This window comes from Vreelandella nigrificans, from assembly GCF_002374315.1.
Taxonomy (GTDB): Bacteria; Pseudomonadota; Gammaproteobacteria; order Pseudomonadales; family Halomonadaceae; genus Vreelandella; species Vreelandella nigrificans.
In genome coordinates this window covers 12,785-34,792 of record NZ_NWUX01000015.1, presented here as the reverse complement: position 1 = coordinate 34,792, position 22,008 = coordinate 12,785, and the positions used below count along the sequence as shown (strand labels likewise).

Annotated in this window: 18 protein-coding genes; 11 read left to right on the top strand and 7 right to left on the bottom strand. The window is 52.5% G+C overall.

The window, feature by feature from the left end:
- The first annotated feature begins 255 nt into the window (after positions 1 to 255).
- The 5 genes from CPA45_RS15285 (at position 256) to CPA45_RS15265 (ending at position 6,587) form a co-directional block, all read left to right on the top strand.
- The gene (locus tag CPA45_RS15285) at positions 256 to 1,092 is read left to right on the top strand and encodes a DUF2189 domain-containing protein (protein WP_078086397.1); all 837 of its coding nucleotides are present in this window, start codon (positions 256 to 258) and stop codon (positions 1,090 to 1,092) included.
- Between the two features lie 260 nt (positions 1,093 to 1,352).
- Entirely contained in the window at positions 1,353 to 1,850 is a 498-nt protein-coding gene (locus tag CPA45_RS15280) for a putative pterin-binding protein (RefSeq protein WP_096653066.1), read from the top strand.
- Positions 1,840 to 4,086, top strand: a complete 2,247-nt coding sequence (locus CPA45_RS15275) for an ATP-binding protein (protein ID WP_096652922.1) — start codon at positions 1,840 to 1,842, stop codon at positions 4,084 to 4,086. The genes CPA45_RS15280 and CPA45_RS15275 overlap by 11 nt, the downstream gene beginning before the upstream one ends.
- A complete protein-coding gene (nosP, locus tag CPA45_RS15270; RefSeq protein WP_096652920.1) occupies positions 4,067 to 5,227 on the top strand; it encodes a nitric oxide-sensing protein NosP in 1,161 nt (386 codons plus the stop codon). Before CPA45_RS15275 ends, nosP begins: the two co-directional genes overlap by 20 nt.
- Positions 5,199 to 6,587 (top strand): ATP-binding response regulator, encoded by a 1,389-nt coding sequence (locus CPA45_RS15265; RefSeq protein ID WP_096652918.1) that lies wholly within the window; start codon positions 5,199 to 5,201, stop codon positions 6,585 to 6,587. Before nosP ends, CPA45_RS15265 begins: the two co-directional genes overlap by 29 nt.
- 35 nt (positions 6,588 to 6,622) lie before the next feature.
- On the opposite strand, the gene CPA45_RS15260 is transcribed toward CPA45_RS15265, so the two are convergent.
- A complete protein-coding gene (locus CPA45_RS15260; RefSeq protein WP_096652916.1) occupies positions 6,623 to 7,294 on the bottom strand; it encodes a LuxR C-terminal-related transcriptional regulator in 672 nt (223 codons plus the stop codon).
- Between the two features lie 117 nt (positions 7,295 to 7,411).
- On the opposite strand from CPA45_RS15260, the gene exaC reads away from it, so the two are divergent.
- The gene (gene exaC, locus CPA45_RS15255; RefSeq protein WP_096652913.1) at positions 7,412 to 8,932 is read left to right on the top strand and encodes an acetaldehyde dehydrogenase ExaC; all 1,521 of its coding nucleotides are present in this window, start codon (positions 7,412 to 7,414) and stop codon (positions 8,930 to 8,932) included.
- Between the two features lie 124 nt (positions 8,933 to 9,056).
- Positions 9,057 to 10,085 carry an alcohol dehydrogenase AdhP gene (adhP, locus tag CPA45_RS15250; RefSeq protein ID WP_208858526.1) on the top strand — a complete coding sequence of 343 codons (1,029 nt, stop codon included), beginning with the start codon at positions 9,057 to 9,059 and terminating at the stop codon, positions 10,083 to 10,085.
- Between the two features lie 168 nt (positions 10,086 to 10,253).
- Here the strand turns inward: adhP and dauA are convergent, their stop codons facing one another.
- The 3 genes from dauA to CPA45_RS15235 all read right to left on the bottom strand — a co-directional run bounded on the left by dauA (position 10,254) and on the right by CPA45_RS15235 (position 14,812).
- Entirely contained in the window at positions 10,254 to 11,993 is a 1,740-nt protein-coding gene (dauA, locus tag CPA45_RS15245; RefSeq protein WP_096652910.1) for a C4-dicarboxylic acid transporter DauA, read from the bottom strand.
- A gap of 166 nt (positions 11,994 to 12,159) precedes the next feature.
- Positions 12,160 to 14,208: a choline BCCT transporter BetT gene (betT, locus tag CPA45_RS15240; RefSeq protein ID WP_096652908.1), complete on the bottom strand. Its 2,049-nt coding sequence runs from the start codon at positions 14,206 to 14,208 to the stop codon at positions 12,160 to 12,162.
- 202 nt (positions 14,209 to 14,410) lie between these two features.
- On the bottom strand, positions 14,411 to 14,812 hold the full coding sequence (locus tag CPA45_RS15235; RefSeq protein WP_244287623.1) for a hypothetical protein: 402 nt from the start codon (positions 14,810 to 14,812) through the stop codon (positions 14,411 to 14,413).
- A gap of 191 nt (positions 14,813 to 15,003) precedes the next feature.
- Between CPA45_RS15235 and CPA45_RS15230 the strand changes: the two genes are divergently transcribed.
- The 4 genes from CPA45_RS15230 (at position 15,004) to CPA45_RS15215 (ending at position 19,140) form a co-directional block, all read left to right on the top strand.
- Positions 15,004 to 15,924, top strand: a complete 921-nt coding sequence (locus tag CPA45_RS15230; RefSeq protein WP_096652906.1) for an alpha/beta hydrolase — start codon at positions 15,004 to 15,006, stop codon at positions 15,922 to 15,924.
- A gap of 120 nt (positions 15,925 to 16,044) precedes the next feature.
- On the top strand, positions 16,045 to 17,058 hold the full coding sequence (locus CPA45_RS15225) for a Bug family tripartite tricarboxylate transporter substrate binding protein (protein WP_096652904.1): 1,014 nt from the start codon (positions 16,045 to 16,047) through the stop codon (positions 17,056 to 17,058).
- Between the two features lie 111 nt (positions 17,059 to 17,169).
- Positions 17,170 to 17,619: a tripartite tricarboxylate transporter TctB family protein gene (locus CPA45_RS15220; RefSeq protein WP_096652902.1), complete on the top strand. Its 450-nt coding sequence runs from the start codon at positions 17,170 to 17,172 to the stop codon at positions 17,617 to 17,619.
- Positions 17,620 to 17,628: 9 nt separating this feature from the next.
- Positions 17,629 to 19,140 (top strand): tripartite tricarboxylate transporter permease, encoded by a 1,512-nt coding sequence (locus CPA45_RS15215; RefSeq protein ID WP_096652900.1) that lies wholly within the window; start codon positions 17,629 to 17,631, stop codon positions 19,138 to 19,140.
- Positions 19,141 to 19,182: 42 nt separating this feature from the next.
- Here CPA45_RS15215 and CPA45_RS15210 read toward each other — a convergent pair whose 3' ends face one another.
- The 3 genes from CPA45_RS15210 to CPA45_RS15200 are packed head-to-tail and all read right to left on the bottom strand — an operon-like array spanning position 19,183 to position 22,008.
- Positions 19,183 to 20,565, bottom strand: coding sequence for a sensor histidine kinase (locus tag CPA45_RS15210; protein WP_096652898.1), 1,383 nt, complete (start codon positions 20,563 to 20,565; stop codon positions 19,183 to 19,185).
- Entirely contained in the window at positions 20,558 to 21,259 is a 702-nt protein-coding gene (locus CPA45_RS15205; protein ID WP_096652896.1) for a response regulator transcription factor, read from the bottom strand. Before CPA45_RS15205 ends, CPA45_RS15210 begins: the two co-directional genes overlap by 8 nt.
- Positions 21,260 to 21,273: 14 nt before the next feature.
- Positions 21,274 to 22,008, bottom strand: coding sequence for a response regulator (locus CPA45_RS15200; RefSeq protein WP_096652895.1), 735 nt, complete (start codon positions 22,006 to 22,008; stop codon positions 21,274 to 21,276).

Below are 22,008 nucleotides of genomic sequence, written 5' to 3'. Positions count from 1 at the left end.
TATACCTTAAAACAGTGCTGTTAAAATAAAAAAGAATATTTAATGATTTTTTTATGCTCTTTTTGATGTTTAGAGAGCGCTAACGCATCAATTTAATTGGCGCTAAAGACCGTAATGGTGGAATTTTTGTACTTACTGGTGCCGTTTTCGTTCGGCGTCCTCGCGCTCAACTACATTAAATAGACGTTAATCCATTAAGTTGGGATTAATGTTAAAGGCAAGAATGCAGCTCTGGTAAATCACAGGAGTTATGCCATGAACGGAACAACGACAAAAAACCAAGTCCATGCAGAGACGCCGATGACAAAAGATATGCCCACCATCAAAATTACGATTAATAAGATCGGTATGGATCGCCCCCGTGCTTGGCTAACCGCAGGTTTGGAAGATTTTAGGCGTGCCACTGCTGTGAGTTTATCCTACGGGATGTTTTGGGTGGGCTTGAGTATTGCTATCACGGTAGGGGCTTTTACGCTTGGATATTGGTATTGGCTACTGCCGATGATTGCAGGGTTTATGTTTATTGGCCCTTTAGTTGCGGTAGGCTCCTACGGTATTAGCCGGGCTTTAGAGCAGGGGCGAGTCCCCAGTCTCGGTGATGCGTTTGGCAGTTGGAAGCCCCATGCTGGCCAGCTAGCAATGATGGGCGTGATGATGATGATTTTCTTTCTTGCCTGGATCCGTTTGGCAACGCTTCTGTTTGCGCTGTTTTTTGGCTTTGAAGTGCCAAGCCCCGCCACACTTTATACGTCGCTGCTAACCACCCCAGAAGGCATTGGCATGCTGGCAGTAGGCACGGTAGCGGGCGGCATCCTGGCGTTTGGTGCGTTTGCCATTAGTGTTGTGGCCATTCCAACGCTGATGGATCAAGACTTAACCTTTATGGAAGGTATTGAGGCCAGTGTGCGCTGTGTTGCACGTAATTTCCGCCCAATGCTGCTGTGGGCCGCTATTTTGACAGGCTGCGTGCTAGTAGGGGTAATGACGTTTTATATCGGTTTAGCGCTCATACTGCCGGTATTAGGCCATGCCAGTTGGCACGCCTATGAGGACCTAGTGCGTTTTGAGCCAATTGAGGAGCTAAAAACCTAAGCTGCGATTTGCCTAAAACAGCAGTCCTTTGCCTAGCACAGCGGTTCGTTGTCTAAAAGTACTTCAATGGCATTAAGATGAAAGGCTAAGCTACGAAAAAGTTTGTAATTAGCCTGACCTACGAAAAGAGATGGCGTACTCTTCTCACGCTGTCTCTTTTTTATTGCCTGTAATAGGTTGTATGCCCATAGCATGCAGGGGTTCTACAGGGCACTTGGATACGAGGTATAGCTGTGAAAGCGTTGTTGTTGGGGTGGATTATGCTGGCGTTCAGTATTCCCCAGGCGGGTCTGGCTGAGATGCATGGGCTATTAGAGGAGCCCAGCGGGCCCGTTATGCTGACGGTGGTAGGCGATATTACGCTAGCTAACGCTGGTGATGATAATGATAAAGAAGCGCACTTTGACAGAGAAATGCTACTAGCACTGCCGCAGCACACTTTTGAGACGGGGACTCCCTGGACGGAGGGAACCAGCCACTATAGCGGGCCATTGATGCGTACTTTGTTGGAGCATTTAGGCGCAGAGGCTGAAAGCGTGTATGTGTTGGCGCTGAATGGTTATGAAGCAGAAATACCACTTAGCGACTTTTACGACTACGACGTTATTTTAGCGCTTGAGCGCGACCAAAAAGCCATTCCTATCCGTGAATACGGTCCGTTATGGGTGCTGTATCCCTTCTCTCAAGACGATGCGCTGTTAAGCGAAAAAATCCGCTTTAGATCCGTCTGGCAGGTCATGCAAATTAATGTCCGTTAGCGACCCAGTTGCGAAAGCGCCCCGTCTACTTAGATACCCTCGCCGGTTTAAGTTAGTGGCTATGATTACCGTGTTGCTGTTCGCGGCGGCACTGGTGGTCGCCGCTCTGGCTGCTTGGCGGCAAGACAACCTGACCCAAAGCCTACGGGAAGATACGGTTTGGGTGGTATATAAGCTGGATCGCGACGCGGTTCAACTGCTTAATCACCTGTTGGCGGCAACCCGTGGGCCTGTATCTCCAGCAGAGCAGGATGCGCTTAACTTACGTTTTGAGCTGCTTTACAGCCGTATCACCTTGCTGAAAGAGGGCGAGGTTAATTCGATACTGCAGAATATTAGGACCGCAAACGCGCTGCTGATCAATATTCAGCAGCAACTAGACACGCTGGATCCCATGTTGGCTCCCCATGATACTCTTCCCCAACTGCCGATCACTGAGTTAGAAACTGAGCTGCAAGCGCTCACCAGACTTACGGAACGCTTTGTGATTGCGGTTAATGGCTACCTGGCTGAATCTGCAACGGAAGAGCGCGCGATATTAAGCACGCTATATAAAGCCCTGATGTCACTGCTAATCGGCATGAGCTTAGCAGTACTGCTGGTGATTGGGTTTCTGGTGCGCGAAATGCGTGAGAGTGCCGCGTCGCGTCGTGAACAGGAGCTATTGAGTCGCCAGCTGGAAGTAACAGCCAAACAGGCGCAGGCGGCCAACCATGCGAAGTCCGATTTTCTGGCCATGGTCAGCCATGAAATTCGCACCCCGTTAAATGGTGTGATTGGCATGAGTGAGCTGCTGCGCGAACCCGCTAGCGTTGCCCAAGTAGAAGATTACGCACGTACTATTCACGACAGTGCCAACCAACTGTTGGCAATGATCAACGAAATACTTGATTTTTCTAAGATAGAAGCGGGGCACTTGACCCTTGAAACGTCCCCCACGGCACTCAAACCATTGGTTGATAGCGTTATAGCGCTGTTTGAGCCACGCGCTCAGGCGAAAGGCCTCCAGCTATTGCTGCACATCGATCCACTGGTGCCTGCGTGGGTCATGATAGATGCAGGCCGGTTGCGGCAAATACTGCTTAACCTAATCGCCAATGCCATCAAGTTCACTGACCATGGAAGGGTGACTCTACGTCTTTATACCAGCGTGTACTGGCTTACGTTTGAGGTCAGTGACACCGGCTGTGGCTTAAGCAAAGAGCAGCAGTCACTGCTGTTCGAACCTTTTCAGCAGGCCGATGAAAGCGTGGCGCGCCGCTTTGGCGGTACTGGTCTGGGGCTTGCTATTTGCAAGCGTTTGAGTGAGGCCATGCGGGGGCGCTTGTGGGTGACAAGTACCCCAGGCCAAGGGAGTATATTTAGGTGTGAGCTCCCCTTAATTGAGACTAATCCGGTGGCTACTCCGCTACCGCCAGAACCGACTAGGGACTTCCATGGCACATCACTGCTACTAGTTGAAGACAATGCTGTGAACCGCAAAGTCGCTATTAGTTTGTTATCACGTTTGGGCTGCGACGTAGTGTGTGCCGAAAATGGGCAAGATGCGCTGGAAATGGTTCAGTCTCAACAAGTTCACCTGATCTTTATGGATATCCAGTTGCCCGACATAGATGGTCTGACCGTCACCCGAAAACTGCGCGAAGCAGGCGGTTGGCTTGCAGAAGTACCTATTGTGGCAATGACAGCAGGTGGCGTTGAAGGTGACCGAGCGCGCTGTCTTGCAGCAGGGATGAATGACTACATCACTAAGCCTCTCTCCCTGTTATCGCTGAGCAACGTACTGTCACTGCAACTATTACCTTCATCGCAGCGGTTGCCTTCGTTTACCTCGTATGCCCCGACCACTGAGGGGCAAATGCTGTTGAATAACGCAACGCTACGGACTCTGCTCAGCTCATTAGGCCAGGAAAGCACCACCCAACTGATTATGCTCTATCATCAACAAGTAGATGATTACGTTGCTCAACTTGGGGCTTATCTCTCCAGTGCTGATACGCTCTCCGATGCGCAAGCCCAGCAGGTGGGACGCTTAGCGCACCAGTTAAGGGGGGAGTCGCTCAGTGTTGGTGCAGAGCAGCTGGCGGCCCAGGCGAAACGGCTGGAGTTATTAATGGCCAACAAAACACACCCTGCTTACCAAATAAATGAAATATTTAGTGCGCTGCGACAGAGCGTAGCACGCACTCATGCAGCCCTGGAAAAGTGGCGCCGTGATGGCTTCCCTGAAGCATAACGGTCTCTTAACCGCTGCTAGCAAGCAGCCAGAGCCGGTAAAGGCGGCCCGTGAGCTGGCCCAAGCGCTATGCCATGAGCATTTAGGGTTCGTGCTGTTTTTTTGTAGTGCGGAGTACCCGTTACCAGCGTTAGCTGATGCGCTCAATGAGGCGTTTGGGGGAGTGCCTATGAGTGGCTGTACCACCGCAGGTGAGATCACTCCTCAAGGGTATGACCGTGGCTCAATAGTGGCGATCGGGTTTGATCGGCGTGTGTTTGCCATAGAAACAGCGCTAATTGATGACCTTGAGCACTTTGACTTGGCTTGTGCACAACCGTTAGTAGATGCCTTGTTGGAGCGCTGCCGTCAGCAGAACCTTGCGCCCATCAATGAGCATAGCTTTGCGCTTACCCTGCTTGATGGGTTATCCAGCCGTGAAGAACAAGTGCTGGCAACGCTGGACGCCGCACTTGGGCGTATTCCCAGTTTTGGTGGCTCGGCGGGGGATGATAACCACCTTGCGCGCACCCACGTTTATGCCAATGGGCGTTTCTACACCCGTGCGGCTGTGGTCGTCATGCTAAACACGCGGCTGCCGTTTGAAGTGTTTTCAAGCCACCACCTTGTTCCTCTAGCGCATAAGCTAGTCGTCACTGATGTTGATCGCGAACAGCGCCGCGTATTAGAGCTGAACGGACTACCCGCTAGTGACGTGTATGCAGCACTGGTGGGGTGCCGTGTCGATCAGTTAACGCCTAATATATTTGCCCAGCACCCCCTCGCTGTTCACCTTGGCGGCCAGCACTATATTCGCTCCATTCAGCGGGTTAATAGTGATGGCAGCCTGAGTTTTTACTGTGCAGTAGAGACCGGTATTGTGCTAACCGCAATGCGCCCTACGCCGCTGCTAAACGACCTAAATGCGATGCTACTCAGCGTGAGGGAGCGTCTGGGAAGTGCCGCTGCAATTATTGGCTGTGACTGTTTTCTGCGCCGCATGGCCCTGGAGTCCTTGCAGCAAATTGATCAGGCCTCAGCGCTGCTGCGCCAAGCGCGGGTAGTAGGGTTTAATACATACGGTGAGCAGCATCACGGTATGCACGTTAACCAAACCTTTACGGGGGTGGCGTTTGGCACTCTTCCAGCTGTCAGCAGATAGCAACGAAACGGCCGATAACGCTGCGCTGCGTGAAGAAAACCGCCGCTTGCGCAAGGTTTGCCAAGCGCTCATGGAACGAGTTGAGTCGGGGGGCAGCCCTAACAGCGCACCTTATGCAGCGTTTGAGCGTTCGGTACTGTTGGCCGAACAAGTCCGTGAGCGCACTGATGCGCTACACCGTACACTGGATGAACTGAGCCAGGTCAATGCACGGCTGCTTTCGGCTAATGCTGAAGCAGAAGCCGCGAACCTTTCCAAAACAAAGTTCTTGGCGGCTGTCAGTCATGATTTATTACAGCCCCTAAACGCCGCGCGATTGTTTGCCAGCGCCCTGGAAACCCATGCGTTACCGGAAGCCTCCCAAGCGTTAGTTGGGCATATAGGGCGCTCGCTAAAAGATGTGGAGGGGCTGCTGGGTACGCTGGTGGATATTTCCCGTTTGGATGCTGGCGTGCTGCATGCCGACAAAGCCCCCTTTGCAGTGAGTACGTTGTTGGACGCGCTAGCCGAGGAGTATCAGCAGGTGGCGGCGGTGCGTGGCCTTAACCTGCGCTATGTGCCCTCTAGTGCACAGGTAGAGTCCGATTTGGCGCTGCTGGCGCGCGTGGTACGTAACTTTCTAAGCAATGCGGTGCGCTACACCGAACAGGGTCACCTGCTGCTTGGTTGTCGCCGACGCCCTCAAGGCCTGGAAATTATTGTGGGCGATACCGGCCCCGGTATCCCCGAACCTCAGCGTAAAGCCATCTTTCTTGAGTTCCGCCGGGCAAGTCAGCCGCATAACAACCATAGCCGTGGGCTAGGGTTGGGTCTGGCTATTGTTGATCGTATCAGCACGATGTTGGACCATCCTATTACGCTTACCTCAACGCTTGGACGCGGGTCACTCTTTTCTATTTTGGTGCCATACGCCCCTAGCATCACTGGGAGTGGTGGCGACAAAAAAGCCAGCGCGGTAGCTCGCAGCGCCTGGGAGTACGATGACCCGCTACAGGGATGTGTAGTGTGGGTGATTGATGATGATCCCGCGATTATCGAAGGTATGCAGGCGTTGCTGGGCAGTTGGGGATGTCGTGTGCGGGCGGCAGCCACCGTAAGCGCTTTAGAAGCGGTTAGCGACGGAGAGCGCCCCGCTGTGCTGCTGGTGGACTACCACTTAGGTGAGCATCGTGAAAACGGTATTGATTTGGCCACCCGGCTGCGGCGACGCTACCCTGGGCTTGCGACGGTTGTCATTACTGCCAACCATGAAGCAGCGGTAAAGCGCGCCACCCGAGAAGCAGGCATGCACTGTTTGCTGAAACCGCTAAAACCGCTACGTTTGCGGATGCTACTGGGCACGCTACTCGATAGCCCTTGAAGGGGCTCGCTTAAAAGACTTACTAGGTCAGGCGCTTAACGCTTGGCGAAAGAGTGGGGCAGCTCCTCCTCGCTGGCAATCACAATCGCATGTACCCGACTGGTAGCACCAAGCTTACGCAAGATCGCCGACACGTGGGTCTTTACGGTAGTTTCAGCAATCGACAACTCCCTAGCTATCTGCTTATTCGACATCCCCTGGGCCATGTAGCGCAATACATCCTGCTGCTTATCAGTTAGGCGTGCCAAACGCATCTGTTTCTCTGCTGGCACGGCTGATAAAGACCGTGCCGCATTGGGCGGCGGAGGCCGGCGCATGATATCAGCGGGTAAATAGAGCTGGCCCTGAAGTATCTGCGTTAGTGCTGCCAGCAACTGCTCCCTAGGTGTTGATTTGGGGATATAGCCGACGGCCCCCAGCGTAATGGCATCCAGCACTAACTGGCGCTCCTGGTGAGCGGAAACAATCGCAACGGGGAGCCATGGGCAGTGCGTTCTTAGCGTTTTTAGCCCCTCCAGTCCTTCAGCATCGGGCAGGCTTAAATCGAGTAGCAGTAAATCCAGTCCATCGTGCGCCTCTATGAAGTGAATCGCCCCAGCCAAGTTATCTGTCTCAAATAGCTGGGTGTCGGCGAGTCCGGCGCTAACCACCGCATGCAGCGCATCGCGGAACAGCGGGTGGTCATCTGCCACTAACAGCGAGTACATGGCGTCTCCTACCAAGGGATGAGGGTGCGTCCTGCCATCGGGCTATATCGCTAACAGCCTATGTGTTCAACACTGAGTAGGCAGCTTTTAATAATCATAATACTCAGGAGCTTTACGATGATCTACGCCAATCCAGGTGACGCGGGTTCCGTTGTGTCGTTTGAAAAACGCTACGGAAACTACATTGGCGGTGAGTTTGTGCCCCCAGTGAATGGTCAATACTTCGACAATATTAGCCCTGTTAACGGACAAGTATTCTGCGAAATTCCTCGCTCTAGCGCTGAAGATATTGAAAAAGCGCTGGATGCAGCTCATAAAGCAGCGCCAGCCTGGGGTAAAACCTCGGTTCAAGAACGCAGCAACACCCTACTTAAGATTGCCGACCGGCTTGAGCAAAACCTAGAAATGCTCGCTGTTGCGGAAACCTGGGATAACGGTAAAGCGGTTCGTGAGACCCTCAATGCTGATATACCCCTCGCGGTTGATCACTTCCGCTATTTTGCGGGTTGCCTACGTTCTCAGGAAGGTACTGCAGCGGATATCGATGCTAACACCGTGGCCTACCATTTCCATGAACCATTAGGCGTGGTTGGGCAGATTATCCCCTGGAACTTCCCGATTTTAATGGCTGCCTGGAAGCTCGCACCTGCACTGGCCGCGGGCAACTGTGTGGTCTTGAAGCCCGCAGAGCAAACCCCCGCCTCAATTTTGAAAGTGATGGAAGTCATTGGTGACCTGCTACCACCCGGGGTGCTGAATATTGTTAATGGCTTTGGCGCAGAAGCAGGCCAAGCACTGGCCACAAGTAAGCGTATCGCCAAAATTGCCTTTACTGGCTCAACGCCAGTTGGGGCGCACATCCTTAAATGTGCGGCGGAAAACATTATTCCTTCCACCGTAGAGCTAGGTGGTAAGTCCCCCAATATCTACTTTGCCGATATCATGAACGCCGAACCGACGTTTATTGATAAAGCTGTCGAAGGGTTAGTGCTAGCGTTCTTTAACCAGGGTGAAGTATGTACCTGCCCATCTCGCGCGCTGATCCAGGAGAGCATGTACGACGAGTTTATGGCCAAGGTTATTGAGCGTACAAAAACCATCAAACGTGGCAACCCATTAGATACTGATGTGCAGGTGGGCGCTCAGGCATCTCAAGAGCAATTCGACAAAATCATGTCGTACATGGATATCGCTCGGGATGAAGGCGCAGAATTCCTCACAGGCGGTGATAAAGAAACTCTGGACGACAGCATTAACAGTGGTTACTACATCCAACCCACGCTGTTGAAGGGTAACAACCAGATGCGTGTCTTCCAGGAGGAGATCTTTGGTCCGGTGGTGGCAGTGACCACCTTTAAGGACGAGGAAGAAGCGCTGGCGATTGCCAATGACACAGAGTTCGGACTGGGCGCTGGCGTATGGAGCCGTGATATCAACGTCGCTTTCCGCATGGGCCGTGGTATCCAAGCTGGTCGTGTATGGACCAACTGTTACCACCAGTACCCTGCCCACGCAGCCTTCGGCGGTTATAAAAAGTCAGGCGTAGGCCGCGAAACTCATAAAGTTGCCCTTGAGCACTACCAACAAACCAAGAACCTGCTGGTGAGCTACGATATTAACCCGCTAGGTTTCTTCTAATAGGTTAACTTGCAGTAATAGCGCCCGGCCACGTTGCCGGGCGCTTCTGCTACCCCCTGACGCCCACGCTACCGATAATAGCAGTGATTAACTGCCACATTTAAACATCATTAGGAGTCGCATCATGGATAGCACAATGCGGGCGGCGGTCGTACGCGAATTCGGCCAGCCGTTGGTGATAGAAGAAGTAGACGTGCCGCGCCCTAAACAGGGGGAGGTGTTGATGAAAGTGGCGGCCTCTGGGGTTTGCCATACGGATTTACACGCAGCCCATGGAGATTGGCCGGTGAAGCCCTCGCCGCCTTTTATTCCAGGGCATGAAGGTGTCGGACATGTGGTCGCCGTGGGGGCTGGCGTATCCCATGTCAAAGAGGGTGATCGCATCGGTGTACCGTGGCTCTACTCTGCCTGTGGCTACTGCGAGCACTGTTTAGGTGGTTGGGAGACACTTTGCGAGTCCCAGCAGAATACCGGCTACAGCGTGAATGGCGGGTTCGCGGATTACACCCTTGCAGATGCAGGCTATGTAGGGCGCCTTCCAGATGCTGTCGATTTTGTAGAAATAGCCCCTGTACTGTGTGCTGGAGTGACCGTTTATAAAGGCTTGAAAATGACCGATACCCGGCCCGGTCAATGGGTGGTGATTTCGGGTATTGGTGGCTTGGGCCATATGGCGGTGCAGTACGCCAAAGCCATGGGCCTGAACGTTGCCGCTGTTGATATCGACGATGGTAAGTTAGCCTTGGCCGAGCGGTTAGGTGCAACCGTAACCGTTAATGCCATGAAAACTGATCCAGTGGCCTACCTGAAGAAAACCATAGGCGGTGCCCATGGCGCGCTAGTGACGGCGGTATCGCCTAAGGCATTCGACCAAGCCCAGAATATGCTACGCCGTGGGGGCACGTTGGTACTCAATGGCTTACCACCGGGCGATTTCCCTTTGCCGATTTTCAGCACGGTGCTCAATGGGATTACCATTCGTGGTTCTATCGTCGGCACTCGCAGCGACCTGCAGGAAGCGCTGAACTTCGCCGCTGAGGGCAAGGTCAAGGCAACGGTGGCAACCGATACGCTGGACAATATTAATGACGTTTTTCAGCGTATGATCGACGGCAAAATCGAGGGCCGTATTGTACTCGATATGGCGAGCTGATAACTGGCTGGCGTCAATACCAGGGGAGGGTGACTTCCCCTGTTTAACGTTACACATGAACTTCACATCAAAGCACTTCACATCAAAGCACTTCACATCAAAGCACTTCACACTAACGCTTCACCCCAGCCATTCCCTATCCGCTATCCAGCATTCGCAGTTGCTCTTTCACGTTACTCTTTCAGCTAACCAGCGGCGCGCCATACGCTCGGCGTGGGCCAGATTGCTAACCACTGCTAATTTTCCCGCTTCACGACGAATACCTGCGCGTTTAATCTTCAATGCCATACGTGGTGGCAGCCCAACAAACATTACGCCTACACCTTGCGCGCTCAGTTCACTGCGCAGCGTATCCAGTGCCACCATGGCAGTGGTATCCAAGCTCGGCACATCGCGCATATCTAGCACCACAACCCGAACGCCATGATCAATGACCCGTAACGTGGCAATAGCTTTTTCTGCCGCGCCAAAAAACAGCGGGCCACTGATTTTATAGAGCGCTACTTCCGGTGGAAAATGTTCATGAGTGAAGGGCGTGTCTAAACGCTGGGTATTGGTCAACTGCGCCATACGGCGGATAAACAGCGCCGCCGCTAGGCCAATACCCACGGCTACCGCGATGACCATATCGAAAATCACCGTGAGTGCAAAACAGATCACCAGCACTGATACATCGCTGACAGGGGCGCTTTTTAGTGTGTGAACAAAGTGGCGTGCCTCGCTCATGTTCCAGGCAATGATAAATAGCAACGCGGCCAGGGCCGCCATAGGGACAAACCCCAGCACCCCCGCCAGCGCGACGACGGCAAGCAGGACCACCAGCGAGTGCACCACGGCGGCGATGGGTGAAAAAGCACCACTTTTGATATTGGTGGCAGTGCGGGCCAGGGCTGCTGTGGCGGTAATACCACCGAAAAAAGGTACTACCAAGTTGCCCAGCCCCTGGCCAATCAGCTCAGCATTAGGATCATGGCGCGTACGGGTTAGCCCATCGGCCACTACAGCACACAGCAGTGACTCAATGGCCGCCAGTAGTGCAATGGCCAGTGCTGGGCCAAGCAGTGCCTGAATCAGTGCGAAGTTGATCTCAAGTGGGGTGCCATCCGCCCCAGGAAAATGCCAAGGCGCGGTAAAGGTAGGTGCGAAGGGTGGAATGCCGCTGCCACTCTCCCCTTGAAACTCCCAGCTAAAGCGTGAAGCAATAGTATCGACCTCAACGCCTCCCAATAGCAGCAGCGTGGCAGCCAGAGTGCCCACTGCCAACCCGACTAACGGAGCGGGAACAGGTGTCTTTAAACGCGGCCATACCAGCAGCGTTGCCAAGGTGATCAAGCCAACGCTTACCTCCGCCAGTGACAGGCTTGGCAGTGCTTGGCCAATCAGCAGTAAGTTATGTAGGGTGCTATCACTTAGCTGAACCCCGGCTAAGCCGAGAAAATCAGGTAGTTGCAGCAGCGCAATCACTACGCCGATACCGGCGGTAAAGCCGAGAATGACCGGGTAGGGGACGTACTGAATCAGGCTGCCTAGCCGCGACAGGCCCAGCGCGACCAAAATAGCGCCCGCCATTAGTGTGGCTATCAGCAGCCCGCCAAGGCCGTGATTGGCAACAATGGGGAACAGAATGACCACAAAGGCCGCAGTGGGGCCAGAGATGTTAAACCGTGAACCGCCGGTTAGCGCGATCACCGCCCCTGCGACGATGGCGGTGTAAAGCCCGTGCTGGGGCGGCACGCCCGTGGCAATCGCTAGTGCCATGGAAAGCGGCACGGCTACCACGCCAATTGTCAGGCCTGCCATTACATCGCGTTTGAGTTTGCCCAGTGAATAACCTTCGCGCCAAGCGTTAAGTAGCGCACTGCCAGGTATCGGGAACACATACCCCGAGGGACGATGGGCGCGGGACATGGGGCAAGCCTCCTAAGCGATAGGGAAAACAAGCCATTACGCTACGCCTGCCCTAATCCTTGCACAACTGGGCGTTAGTCTTGAGTATTAGTCTTGAGAGAGGCCGAGGCACAAAAAATCCCAGCGCTGTGGCCGGGATTATTTTGCACGTTAAGTACTAACACGATTACATCTGCGAATCTTCCGGCGGTTCGCCGATGGTGCCGGGCATTGCTTGCACGTGGCCCATCTGCTCCCCGGCGAGGGTAAGGAAGTGAAGGTGACGTTCATATTCGGCCACCAGGTCACCAATCACCTGTCCACGGGTATAACCGTTAAGGTCTTTATCCTGGCCGCCTTCCGCTAGATACACGTCCAAACGCACATAGAAGTCATCGTCTGCTGGGATGAAGCTAGGCGTGCGCATACGGTGCGGGCACACTTGGTAGACAAAGCTCGTGGCATCGCCAAAGTCTACCTGGAGCGTCAAGTTAGGCAGTGATTCACCCTCAACGTGCTCTTCAGTGACGTTGGCGGTTTGGTCGCGGCTTTCAAGCTCTTGGGCAAACTGGGTCATGGCTGGGCGAATCGAGTGTTCAATCGTTGCCGCCGCGCCAGCGCGGTTAGAGGTATCCAAGGCACGATCCAGGCGCTCTTTCCAGTCGCCACCCGGTGCGCTGCCCGCAATCATACGGCGAGCGTCAGCTTTGCTGCCTTCAAGTTTCAGTGCTTTATACATTCCCACCATAACGGCGAAAATAACCAGCGAGAAGGGTAGTGCGGTAATCACTACGGCACTTTGCAGAGCGGCAAGCCCGCCTGCCATCAGTAGCGCAATGGTGATCAAGCCAATGACCGCTGACCAGAAAATACGCAGTTTAACCGGCGCATCATGGTTTACGTCGCTCAAAATAGAGGTGAAGTTGGCCAAGACCAAGGCGCCGGAATCCGCAGAGGTAATAAAGAATACAATGCCCAGTACAGTGACAACAGCGGCGGTAATGCTAACGTAAGGGTAGTACTCAAGTAGCGTATAAAGTGTGGTTTGCGGCGTATTCAGTGCTTGCTCGCCTAACTCGGCAACACCTTGGTTGGCGACCAGCTCAATACCGCTATTACCGAAGACGGACATCCATACCATCATAAAGGCCAGCGGAATAAACAAGGCGCCAGCGACAAACTCACGGATGGTACGGCCACGGGAAATACGTGCCAGGAACAGGCCCACGAAAGGGGTCCAGGCAATCCACCAGCCCCAGAAGAAAATCGTCCACCACATTTTCCACTCTTGAGCCTCTTCACCGGCAAAGGCATAGGTATCAAAGCTGGCACCCACAAATCCAGAGAGATAGTCACCGGCGTTATTGACCACTTTATCCAGTAATACCAGCGTGTCGCCGGAAAAGAGCACAAATAGCATCAGAGCTAATGCCAGCAGCATATTGAACTCAGAGAGGCGGCGAATGCCTTTCTCAACGCCGGTCACCACAGAAATCGTTGCTAATACCACCACCAGTACAATCAAAATCACCTGGACGCTAAGCGTTTCCGGCACGCCGAACATATAGGTGAGACCGTAGTTGAGCTGCATCACCCCAATACCAAGACTGGTGGCAATACCAAACACCGTAGAAATAACCGCAGTGATGTCTACCGCGTTGCCAATTGGGCCGTGAATACGTTTGCCCAGTATTGGGTAGAGCGCACTGCGAATAGCCAGCGGCAAGCGGTGGCGGTAGCTGAAGTAAGCCAGCGCCATACCCATCAACACGTACAGCCCCCAACCGGAAAGCCCCCAGTGCAGATAGGTTTGAACGACGGCGTTACGCATCGCAGCCTGACTTTCCGGGGTTAAATCCGGCGGTGCCAAGTAGTGCGCGACCGGCTCGGCAACGCTGAAGAACAGCAGGTCGATACCGATACCCGCGGCAAACAGCATGGCTGACCAGGAGAGCAACGAAAACTCGGGCCGTGAATGGTCGGGACCAAGCCGGATGCTACCAAAACGTGACATACCAATGGCGACCACAAATATCAGGTAAGCCACAATCGCCAGCATGTAGTACCAGCCAAAGGTTTTGCTCACCCAGGCAAGGCCTGCATCAAAAAAGGCGCCTGCTTGCTCGGTGAATACTATGGTGAGCACTAAGAAAATAAGGATACCAGCCACACTGCCGTGGAAAACCACAGGGTTGAGCCGGTCGCGAGAGGGGAGAACGGGGTTGTCTTTCGCCATGGAGGCAGACTCCTGTTGTTAGACAAGGTGAGGCAAAGTATTTATTTTTGAATGAACGTTCAAATAAAATACGTGGTTTAGTCGCCCAATTCAAGCTAGCACCTTTCGCCAGATGCGCTTAACACCCTGCTATTCCGGAGTATAGAGACGAAAAAGCCCGGCAAAGCCGGGCTTTTAAAGAAATTAAACGGTGATTAAATGATTACTCGGCAGCGCTTTCCACTGCAGGCTTTTCATGGCGATGGCTACGTTTACCATGCTCGCGTTCGCTACGCTGTTCTGCATGCACCTCGCGCATTGCCTCGCTTACAGCCTGGCGCTCTTCCTCAGTGAGGATCTCAGCGATTCGAGCGTGATACTCCTCTTGCAGTGCTTTTACTGCTTCACGATGATCGGCATGGGCTTCATTCAGCGCGTCTTGCTGCTCTTCGCTTAGTTCAGCACGCTGGTAGACTTCCTGGCGGCGCTCTTCCATACGCTCTGCCATTTGTTCGCGATCGTAGCCGCGCCCTTCATGGTGGCCTGCCTGGGCAGTGAATGCCAAGGGCATTAAGGCTACAGCAAGCAGGGCGGGGGCAAATAGTTGGCGAAGTGACATCTTCATGGCATACCTCTTAATAAGTTAGCGGATGCTAAGTTGACGATCTCAGTATCGTAGAGTGGCGTGCAAGCCGTTTGCACAAAGTGTGCAACAACCGTGATCATTTAAAGTACTAGGGGGTCGTAGCGTTAAGTGGGGCTCTGTTAACAAAAAGAGTTAACGAAAAGAGTTAACAAAAAGATCAGGAGGCATGAATGCCAGCTCTACGTGCTATACGACAGTGCCTTAGCTTAGGCACCCTAATGCTACTAATCAGTGGGTGCGGCTCAATACACCAAGGAGCGCCTTCCCTCGCTGCTAAAGAAGAGGACCATCGTAAGCAGGAAGTGACCTTTACCCGCCTACAGCCTCAGCGCTACACCCCCGATGAGTGGCCCCAAGCGCTATATGCCAGAGTGCTGCTACCCGATACGTTAAGTGCTAAGCAACGGCCTGCGGCGTTGATTGTGCATGGCGGCGGCTGGCGCAACCGCACGCCCGACGATATGGATGGCATTGCCGAGCAGCTAGCGCAGCAAGGTTACGTGACGGTTAATATTGAACATCGCTTTTCCCCTGAATACCGTTTCCCCACCCAATTACATGATCTACAGCAGGCGATGGCATGGATTCATGCTAACTCGCAAGAGTGGCAGGTAGATACCAACCGCATCGTGGGGGTCGGGTTCTCTTCTGGTGCGCACTTAGTGAGTTTGTTGGCGCTGGCTGGGGTAGAAGGGGCGTTGGCCGAGCCCTATGGCGGTGAGCAGAGCCGTCTAGCCGCTGTGCTGGCAGGAGGGCTGCCGAGTGATTTACTGAAATTTGACGATGGCCGCCTAGTGGTCGACTTTATTGGCGGTACCCGTGCTGAAGAAAACGAAGCATATCGCCTAGCCTCACCCGCACGGCAAATTACGCCACAGGCACCGCCGTTTTTTCTATTTCACGGCAGCTGGGATCGGTTAGTGCCGGTGGATCACGCTACTGATTTCTATCAAGCACTGCAGGAAAATAACATTGAAAGCGAACTTTACCTGCAAAGCTTTCGGGGGCACTTTGCCAGCTTTTTGTTCCGTGGCAGTGCCATTGAGGCGGGTATCGCTTTTCTTAATCGGCAGGTACTCAGCGAGGACTAGACTTTAGTTGTGTTCTGGCTTCATGCAAGGTTGGTGACAGTTTCGTGGGGTAGCGTTTGAGGCGCACAGAGTGATTTCTGTGTCAAAACATCAACAAACTTATAAAAAGAGAGCCTCGCTATGCTTAACACGCCCCGCGCTTCACTATCGTTTACTATTAAATCTTTATTGGTAGGTGCAACGGCTGCTATTGCTTCACTGTCGATTGCGCTTCCTGCTGTAGCTGATGATTTTCCTACGCGACCGCTCAATGTGGTGGTGGGATTTGGTACTGGCGGAAGCGCGGATCGCTTGGCCCGTATTATGTCGGGCCATATCTCAGAAGAGGTTGGTGTACCGGTACAAGTGACCAACCGCCCAGGTGCGGGAACGCAGGTAGCTTCCAACTATGTGCTTAATGTTCCTGACGATGGTTATACCCTGTATGCCTCGACATTTGCCCCTTACCTGCCTAACTCTATCTTGACCGGTGGTGCTAACTTTAGTGTCGATGACTTTTCTTATATCAACTTTCAGTGGTTCGATTTAGACCTTATCGCTGCCAATAAAGATAGTGGCTACGAAGACTTACCCAGCTTACTGGAAGCTATTCGCGAAGAGCGTGGCCAGGTGCGTGGTGCCGTGGTGCAAGGCTCAGCGGGCCATTTAATGGTTCGCTTGCTGTTGGATGAAGCGGGTATACCCCAAGAAAACCTCAACTTGGTGACCTATAACAGCGGTGGAGAAGCGCGCTCAGCAGTGGCGGGTGGTCAGGTGGATTTTGTCTCTATCAGTGCTCAAGGCAGTGAGGGAATTCGTGAGTTTCTTACCCCGCTGGCGATTGTTAGCGATGAGCGTATTGAGCAGTGGGATGCACTACCGATCAATGAAGCATTAGCACCGATGGATCTTGAAGTGCCGGTACTACAAGGCTCCATGCGTGGCTTTGCGGTAACGAGTGAAATGGAGCGCCAGCACCCAGAGCGTTTTGAGAAGCTCTCTTCGGCGATTCAAAGTGCTCTTGCCCGTAAAGATGTACAAGAGCAACTTGAGCGCAATGAAATGGGGGGTGTTTGGGTTGGCCCAGAGCGCTCCAATGAATTGATGCGCGAGAACTATCAAGTGTTTGAAAAGTACGCCCACTTGCTGAACTAATGCTTTCGAGTTGATGTTTCAGAACTAGTTTTCCGAACTGGTTTTCCGAACTAATCCTTCCATGATAGTTGGTCCCTGTTGTTAATAAGGGGCCAGCATGGAGTTTTTACCATGTCTGAATATAAACGTGACTATGGGGACTTTATCGTTCTCATGGGTTTGGCTGGCTTTACGCTGTGGTATTTATTAGATGCCATTCGTGTATCGGCCACTCCCCAGAATCTGCTGCTCATACTGCCACTTGCCATCATAGTACTAGCGATTATCGCGCTTGAGTTAGCGTTGCGCTTGAAGCATGGCTCGCTATTTAGGTCTTCTGCAGACGAGCCCCTGCGTAAAACATTACCCGTGGTGGGCTTATTTGCCGCCTATGTATTGTCACTTGAAACCTTAGGCTTTGATGTTGCCACTGTGCTTTTTTTGTCACTGTTCTTGATCCTTAAAGGGGAGCGCAACTGGTTACTGGTAGGTTGCTATAGCGTTGCTTTTGGGCTTGGTGTCGCGTTCTTTTTCTCGCAGATGCTGCCTTATCCCATGACACTACTGCTGCTACCAAGCTAAGGAGACAACATGATTGATTTTGGCGCAGTCGGACAGGGCATGGATCTGCTTTTTTCCAGTTTTGGCCCTTGGTTGGTAGTCGTGCCGGGTATCATCTTAGGGCTGATTTTTGGCGCTACTCCTGGCCTGCAAATTTCCATGGCCATGGCAATTTTCCTGCCCATGACCATGTACATGGATTTTATCCAGGCCATGCTGTTTCTCACCGCTATTTTTACCGGTGGCTCATTTGGTGCTGGTATCCCCGCTATTCTGATGAATATACCGGGTACCTCTTCGGCGATTGCCACTGCCTTTGATGGCTACCCAATGGCGCGTAAGGGCCAGCATAATCAGGCGTTAGGTGTCGCGTTAGCATCATCTGTGATTGGTGCGCTGATCGGCTATGTGGTGCTGTTCTTTATGATTCAGCCGCTTTCGTACATGGTGTTGCGGTTGGGGCCAGCAGAGATGTTTGTGGTTATTCTCTGGGGTATGACACTGATTGCGAGCCTAAAAGGCGAGCAGGTTCTCAAAGGACTAGTGGCCGGTTTCATAGGCCTATTAGTGGGCACGATTGGGTTTAGCGAAATCGGTTTGGCGCGTGGCACGATGGGGCAAACCTATCTGTTGGATGGCGTGCCAGTTATCCCTGCAATGATGGGGATGTTTGCGGCCTCAGAGTTGTTCAAGCTGGCTAATAAAGGTTTTATCGTTGAGTCTGCCGATCACCGCAAGGTAAAGATTGGTGAGATTTTCGAAGGTTGTAAAATGGCGATACGCTACCCCGTGGTGATGATTCGCGGTGGTTTGATAGGGGTGTTGGTAGGCGCGGTTCCTGGCGTCGGCTCTTCGGTGTCCAACCTGCTTTCTTACATAGAAACCAAGCGTCGTGACCGTGATCCCGACTCGTATGGGAAAGGCAATCCAAAGGGCGTAGTAGCATCAGAAGCAGCCAATAGCAGTTCTGAGGGCGGCTCAATGGCAACATTGCTGGCGCTAGGGATACCCGGTGGTGGCGCAACAGCGGTTATGTTGGCGGCATTTGCCATGCATAACATTACGGGTGGGCCGCAGTTTATTCGCCAACAGACAGATGTGGTTTACGCGATTATTTTCGCTAACTTCGCCCAAGTATTTCTACTGGTAATTATCGGCTTACTGTTTATTCCGCTCCTGGCCAATATCGTTAAGGTACCCATGCGGTTTTTGATTCCTTCGGTACTAGTGTTAGCGGTAATGGGCTCTTTTGGTTTAACCGGCAATATGACAGGCCCCGCCACGGTACTGGTTTTTGCCGTGATCGGTTGGATATTCCGCCACTATGGCTACTCCGTTCCAGCCGCTGTGATCGGGATGTTACTGGGTTCGCTGGCTGAAAAGTCGCTACTTCACTCCTACCAAATCAGCGGTGGTGACATTAGCTATGTGCTTGAGCGCCCAGTGACGCTGGCTATTTTTGCATTACTGCTTATTTCGTTGTTCAGTCAGCCACTAATGAAGCGTCTTAAAGCGCGTCAAGAGGCTGTTCAGCTGCGATAAGTCTGTTCTGTAATAAACCTTTTTTGTGATACATCTTTCCCTCTAGGCAGTAGAGGGAAAGGTAACTGAGACTTCAAAGCCGCCCTGATGCCGATTGGAGAGCGTGAGAATCGCTGAATGGGCGGTGGCGATCTGCTCGACAATCGCCAGCCCTAGCCCGCTACCAGGCGAGTGCTTGTTGTGGCGGAAAAAGCGCTCAGTTAGCTTGGCAATTTGCGCTTCATCCACTCCACTACCTTCATCACTCACGGTTAAGACTATTTGGTCTGCGTCAGCCGTTAATACAACAGTAATGGTGCCTTGGTAGGCGTGGCTGCCGCCTGCATGTAGGCTGGCATTGTCGATAAGGTTAGTGACTAGCCAGCGCAGCGTAATAGGGTCGCCAATGATATGGGGTATTGGCTGTTTCAGGTCAAATGCTAGCTCTTGGCCTTGCTTATAAATATTAGGAGCGGTTTGGGCACAGGCTTCCTGGCAAATCGCCACTAAATCGACTTTTTCCAGGTGAGAGGAATCGACTAATTCGTTACGTGTTTTGGCGTACTTAAGCAACTGCTTTACGGTATGGCTGGCATGCTCAGCGATACGCTGGATTTCTTGTAGACTAGAATGCACCGGTGATTGAGGTGTGTCTTTTAGCGCAATTTCGGTTAACGCGCGAATCTCTGAAATGGGCGTTCTAAGTTGATGCGAGACATCGGCATTAAGCTGTTGGGTACTTTCAATACTACGTTTCATCCGCTGCATTAGATGATTGATGCTTTGGATTAGTGGCAAGATCTCTTTGGGAGCATCATCATCCAACGCCTGCAAATCATTTGGCGAACGTTGGCGTAACGCTTGGCTAACCGCGTTAAGCGGTGCCAGCCCCAAGTGAATCGCCAGTAAAGCAATGGAAATAGCCAGCAGTCCCGTCACGACCATTAGCCCTGTAAGGGTAACCATAAAGTCGTTGGTGAGCGTATAACGTGCTTCTTTAGATTCGGCCACAATGACTTCAATGTTTACCGGCTCACTGCCTCGGTTGAAGGGAAAGGTGAGTGCCACTGCGCGCAATTCATTACCGGCATAGTTCACATCATAAAATACCGGTTCATGTGACGCGGTTGGGGGATCTGACAAACCGCTAAAGCCCGCAATCATGTTGCCGTTAGCTTCTTTAATGCGATAGAAAATTTTGCCCTCACCTCGGCTACCAAGTGTACTGACACTGAAGTAGTGCATATTGATACGTAGTACACCATCTGCAGTGTAGATGCGGCGCTCTAACCGTTGAGCTGCGTTAAGCAATAGGTCATCAAAGGTTTCATTAATTTGGTGAGATAACAAAAGATGGCTAGAAATGAGCGCTAGAATCGCAAGTGCGCAAAAGGGAAGGCCGATCCATAAAAGTAGGCGGCTACGAATAGATTGCCTTTTACTCATACGTCTGGCCTGAAGGTGGGGTAGGTTCCTGATCTTTCGACTCTAAATAATAGCCCAGCCCACGTACTGTTTTTAAACCGAAATCGTAGCCGATTTTTTTACGAATTCGCGATATGTAGGTTTCTACAGCGGCATAGCTAACCGGCTCATCAGAGGTGGATAGCCGATCAATGATTTGGTCCTTATTGACGAGCCGATTCTGGTTTATCAGCAGGTACTCCATCACTTCCAGCTCTCGGCGGTGCAACAACATAGGTTTACCGTCAAGACGTAGCTCCATGGCATCGGGGAAAAACTCTAAACGCCCACACTGCAGGGTTTCTCCACCAAAGTGTTTAGCGCGCCGGACGAGTGCCCGCGCCCGAGCAGCAACCTCTTCCAGGGAAAAAGGCTTACATAAATAGTCATCTGCACCCACTTCTAGCCCATGAATGCGTTGGTCCAGGCTGTCTCGTGCAGAGATGATTAACACGGGGATGGTATTTTGTTGATGGCGTAGTTTGCGCAGGAGGGAGATGCCATCTAGCTCCGGCAGCCCAAGGTCCAATACCAACAGGTCATACCCACCCTGTTCGAGTATATGGAGGGCTTTTTTGCCATCGTCGGCAACATCAATATTGAAAGCCGCCTCCCTAAGCGTAGTTGCAATAGATTTTGCTAAGTTAACATTGTCTTCTACTACCAGCGCCTTCATAAGTCATCCTGTTGTTATCCTTCTGGCTGATACTTATAACCGACACCATACACCGAGCGAATAATTTCCAGTTCAGGGAGTGCTTCGTGGATTTTTTTGCGTAGTTTTTTAATGTGGCTGTCCACGGTGCGCTCCGAGACAATGCGGTTATCTCGGTACATATGATCCATTAGTTGCTCGCGGCTGAAGATACGCCCCGGCGATTGCATCATTACCCGCAGCAGCTGAAACTCAACCGCCGTCAGGCCTAAGTCGTGGCCGTTGGCTAATGCCTGCCAGCCCTCTTCATCCAGTGTAACGGGGGCTTGGCGACTGTTTATAGAGAGTTCAGTCGTTTCATTAACGGCGTGGCTACGGCGTAGTACGGCTTTTACCCGGGCGACGACCTCACGGGGGCTAAACGGCTTACAAATATAGTCATCCGCGCCCAGCTCTAACCCCAGCAATCGGTCTACCTCCTCTACCTTGGCAGTGACCATAATGATCGGCAGCGTTGGCCACTGCTGTCGAATCTCCCGGCAGAGGGTTAAGCCATCTTTACCCGGCAGCATAACGTCTAACAGCACTAGGGAGGGGGAGTGCTGCGTTAACCAGGGAACGACCTCGTCACCGTTACTAACAATCGTTGTGTCGAAGTTGTGGCTAGCCAGGTAGTCAGCCATCAAACGGGCAATTTTGGGCTCATCCTCGACAATGAGTAGCGAGGCGTTGTGGATCGAGGTTTGTTCAGTCGAGTCTTGTAAGGACAT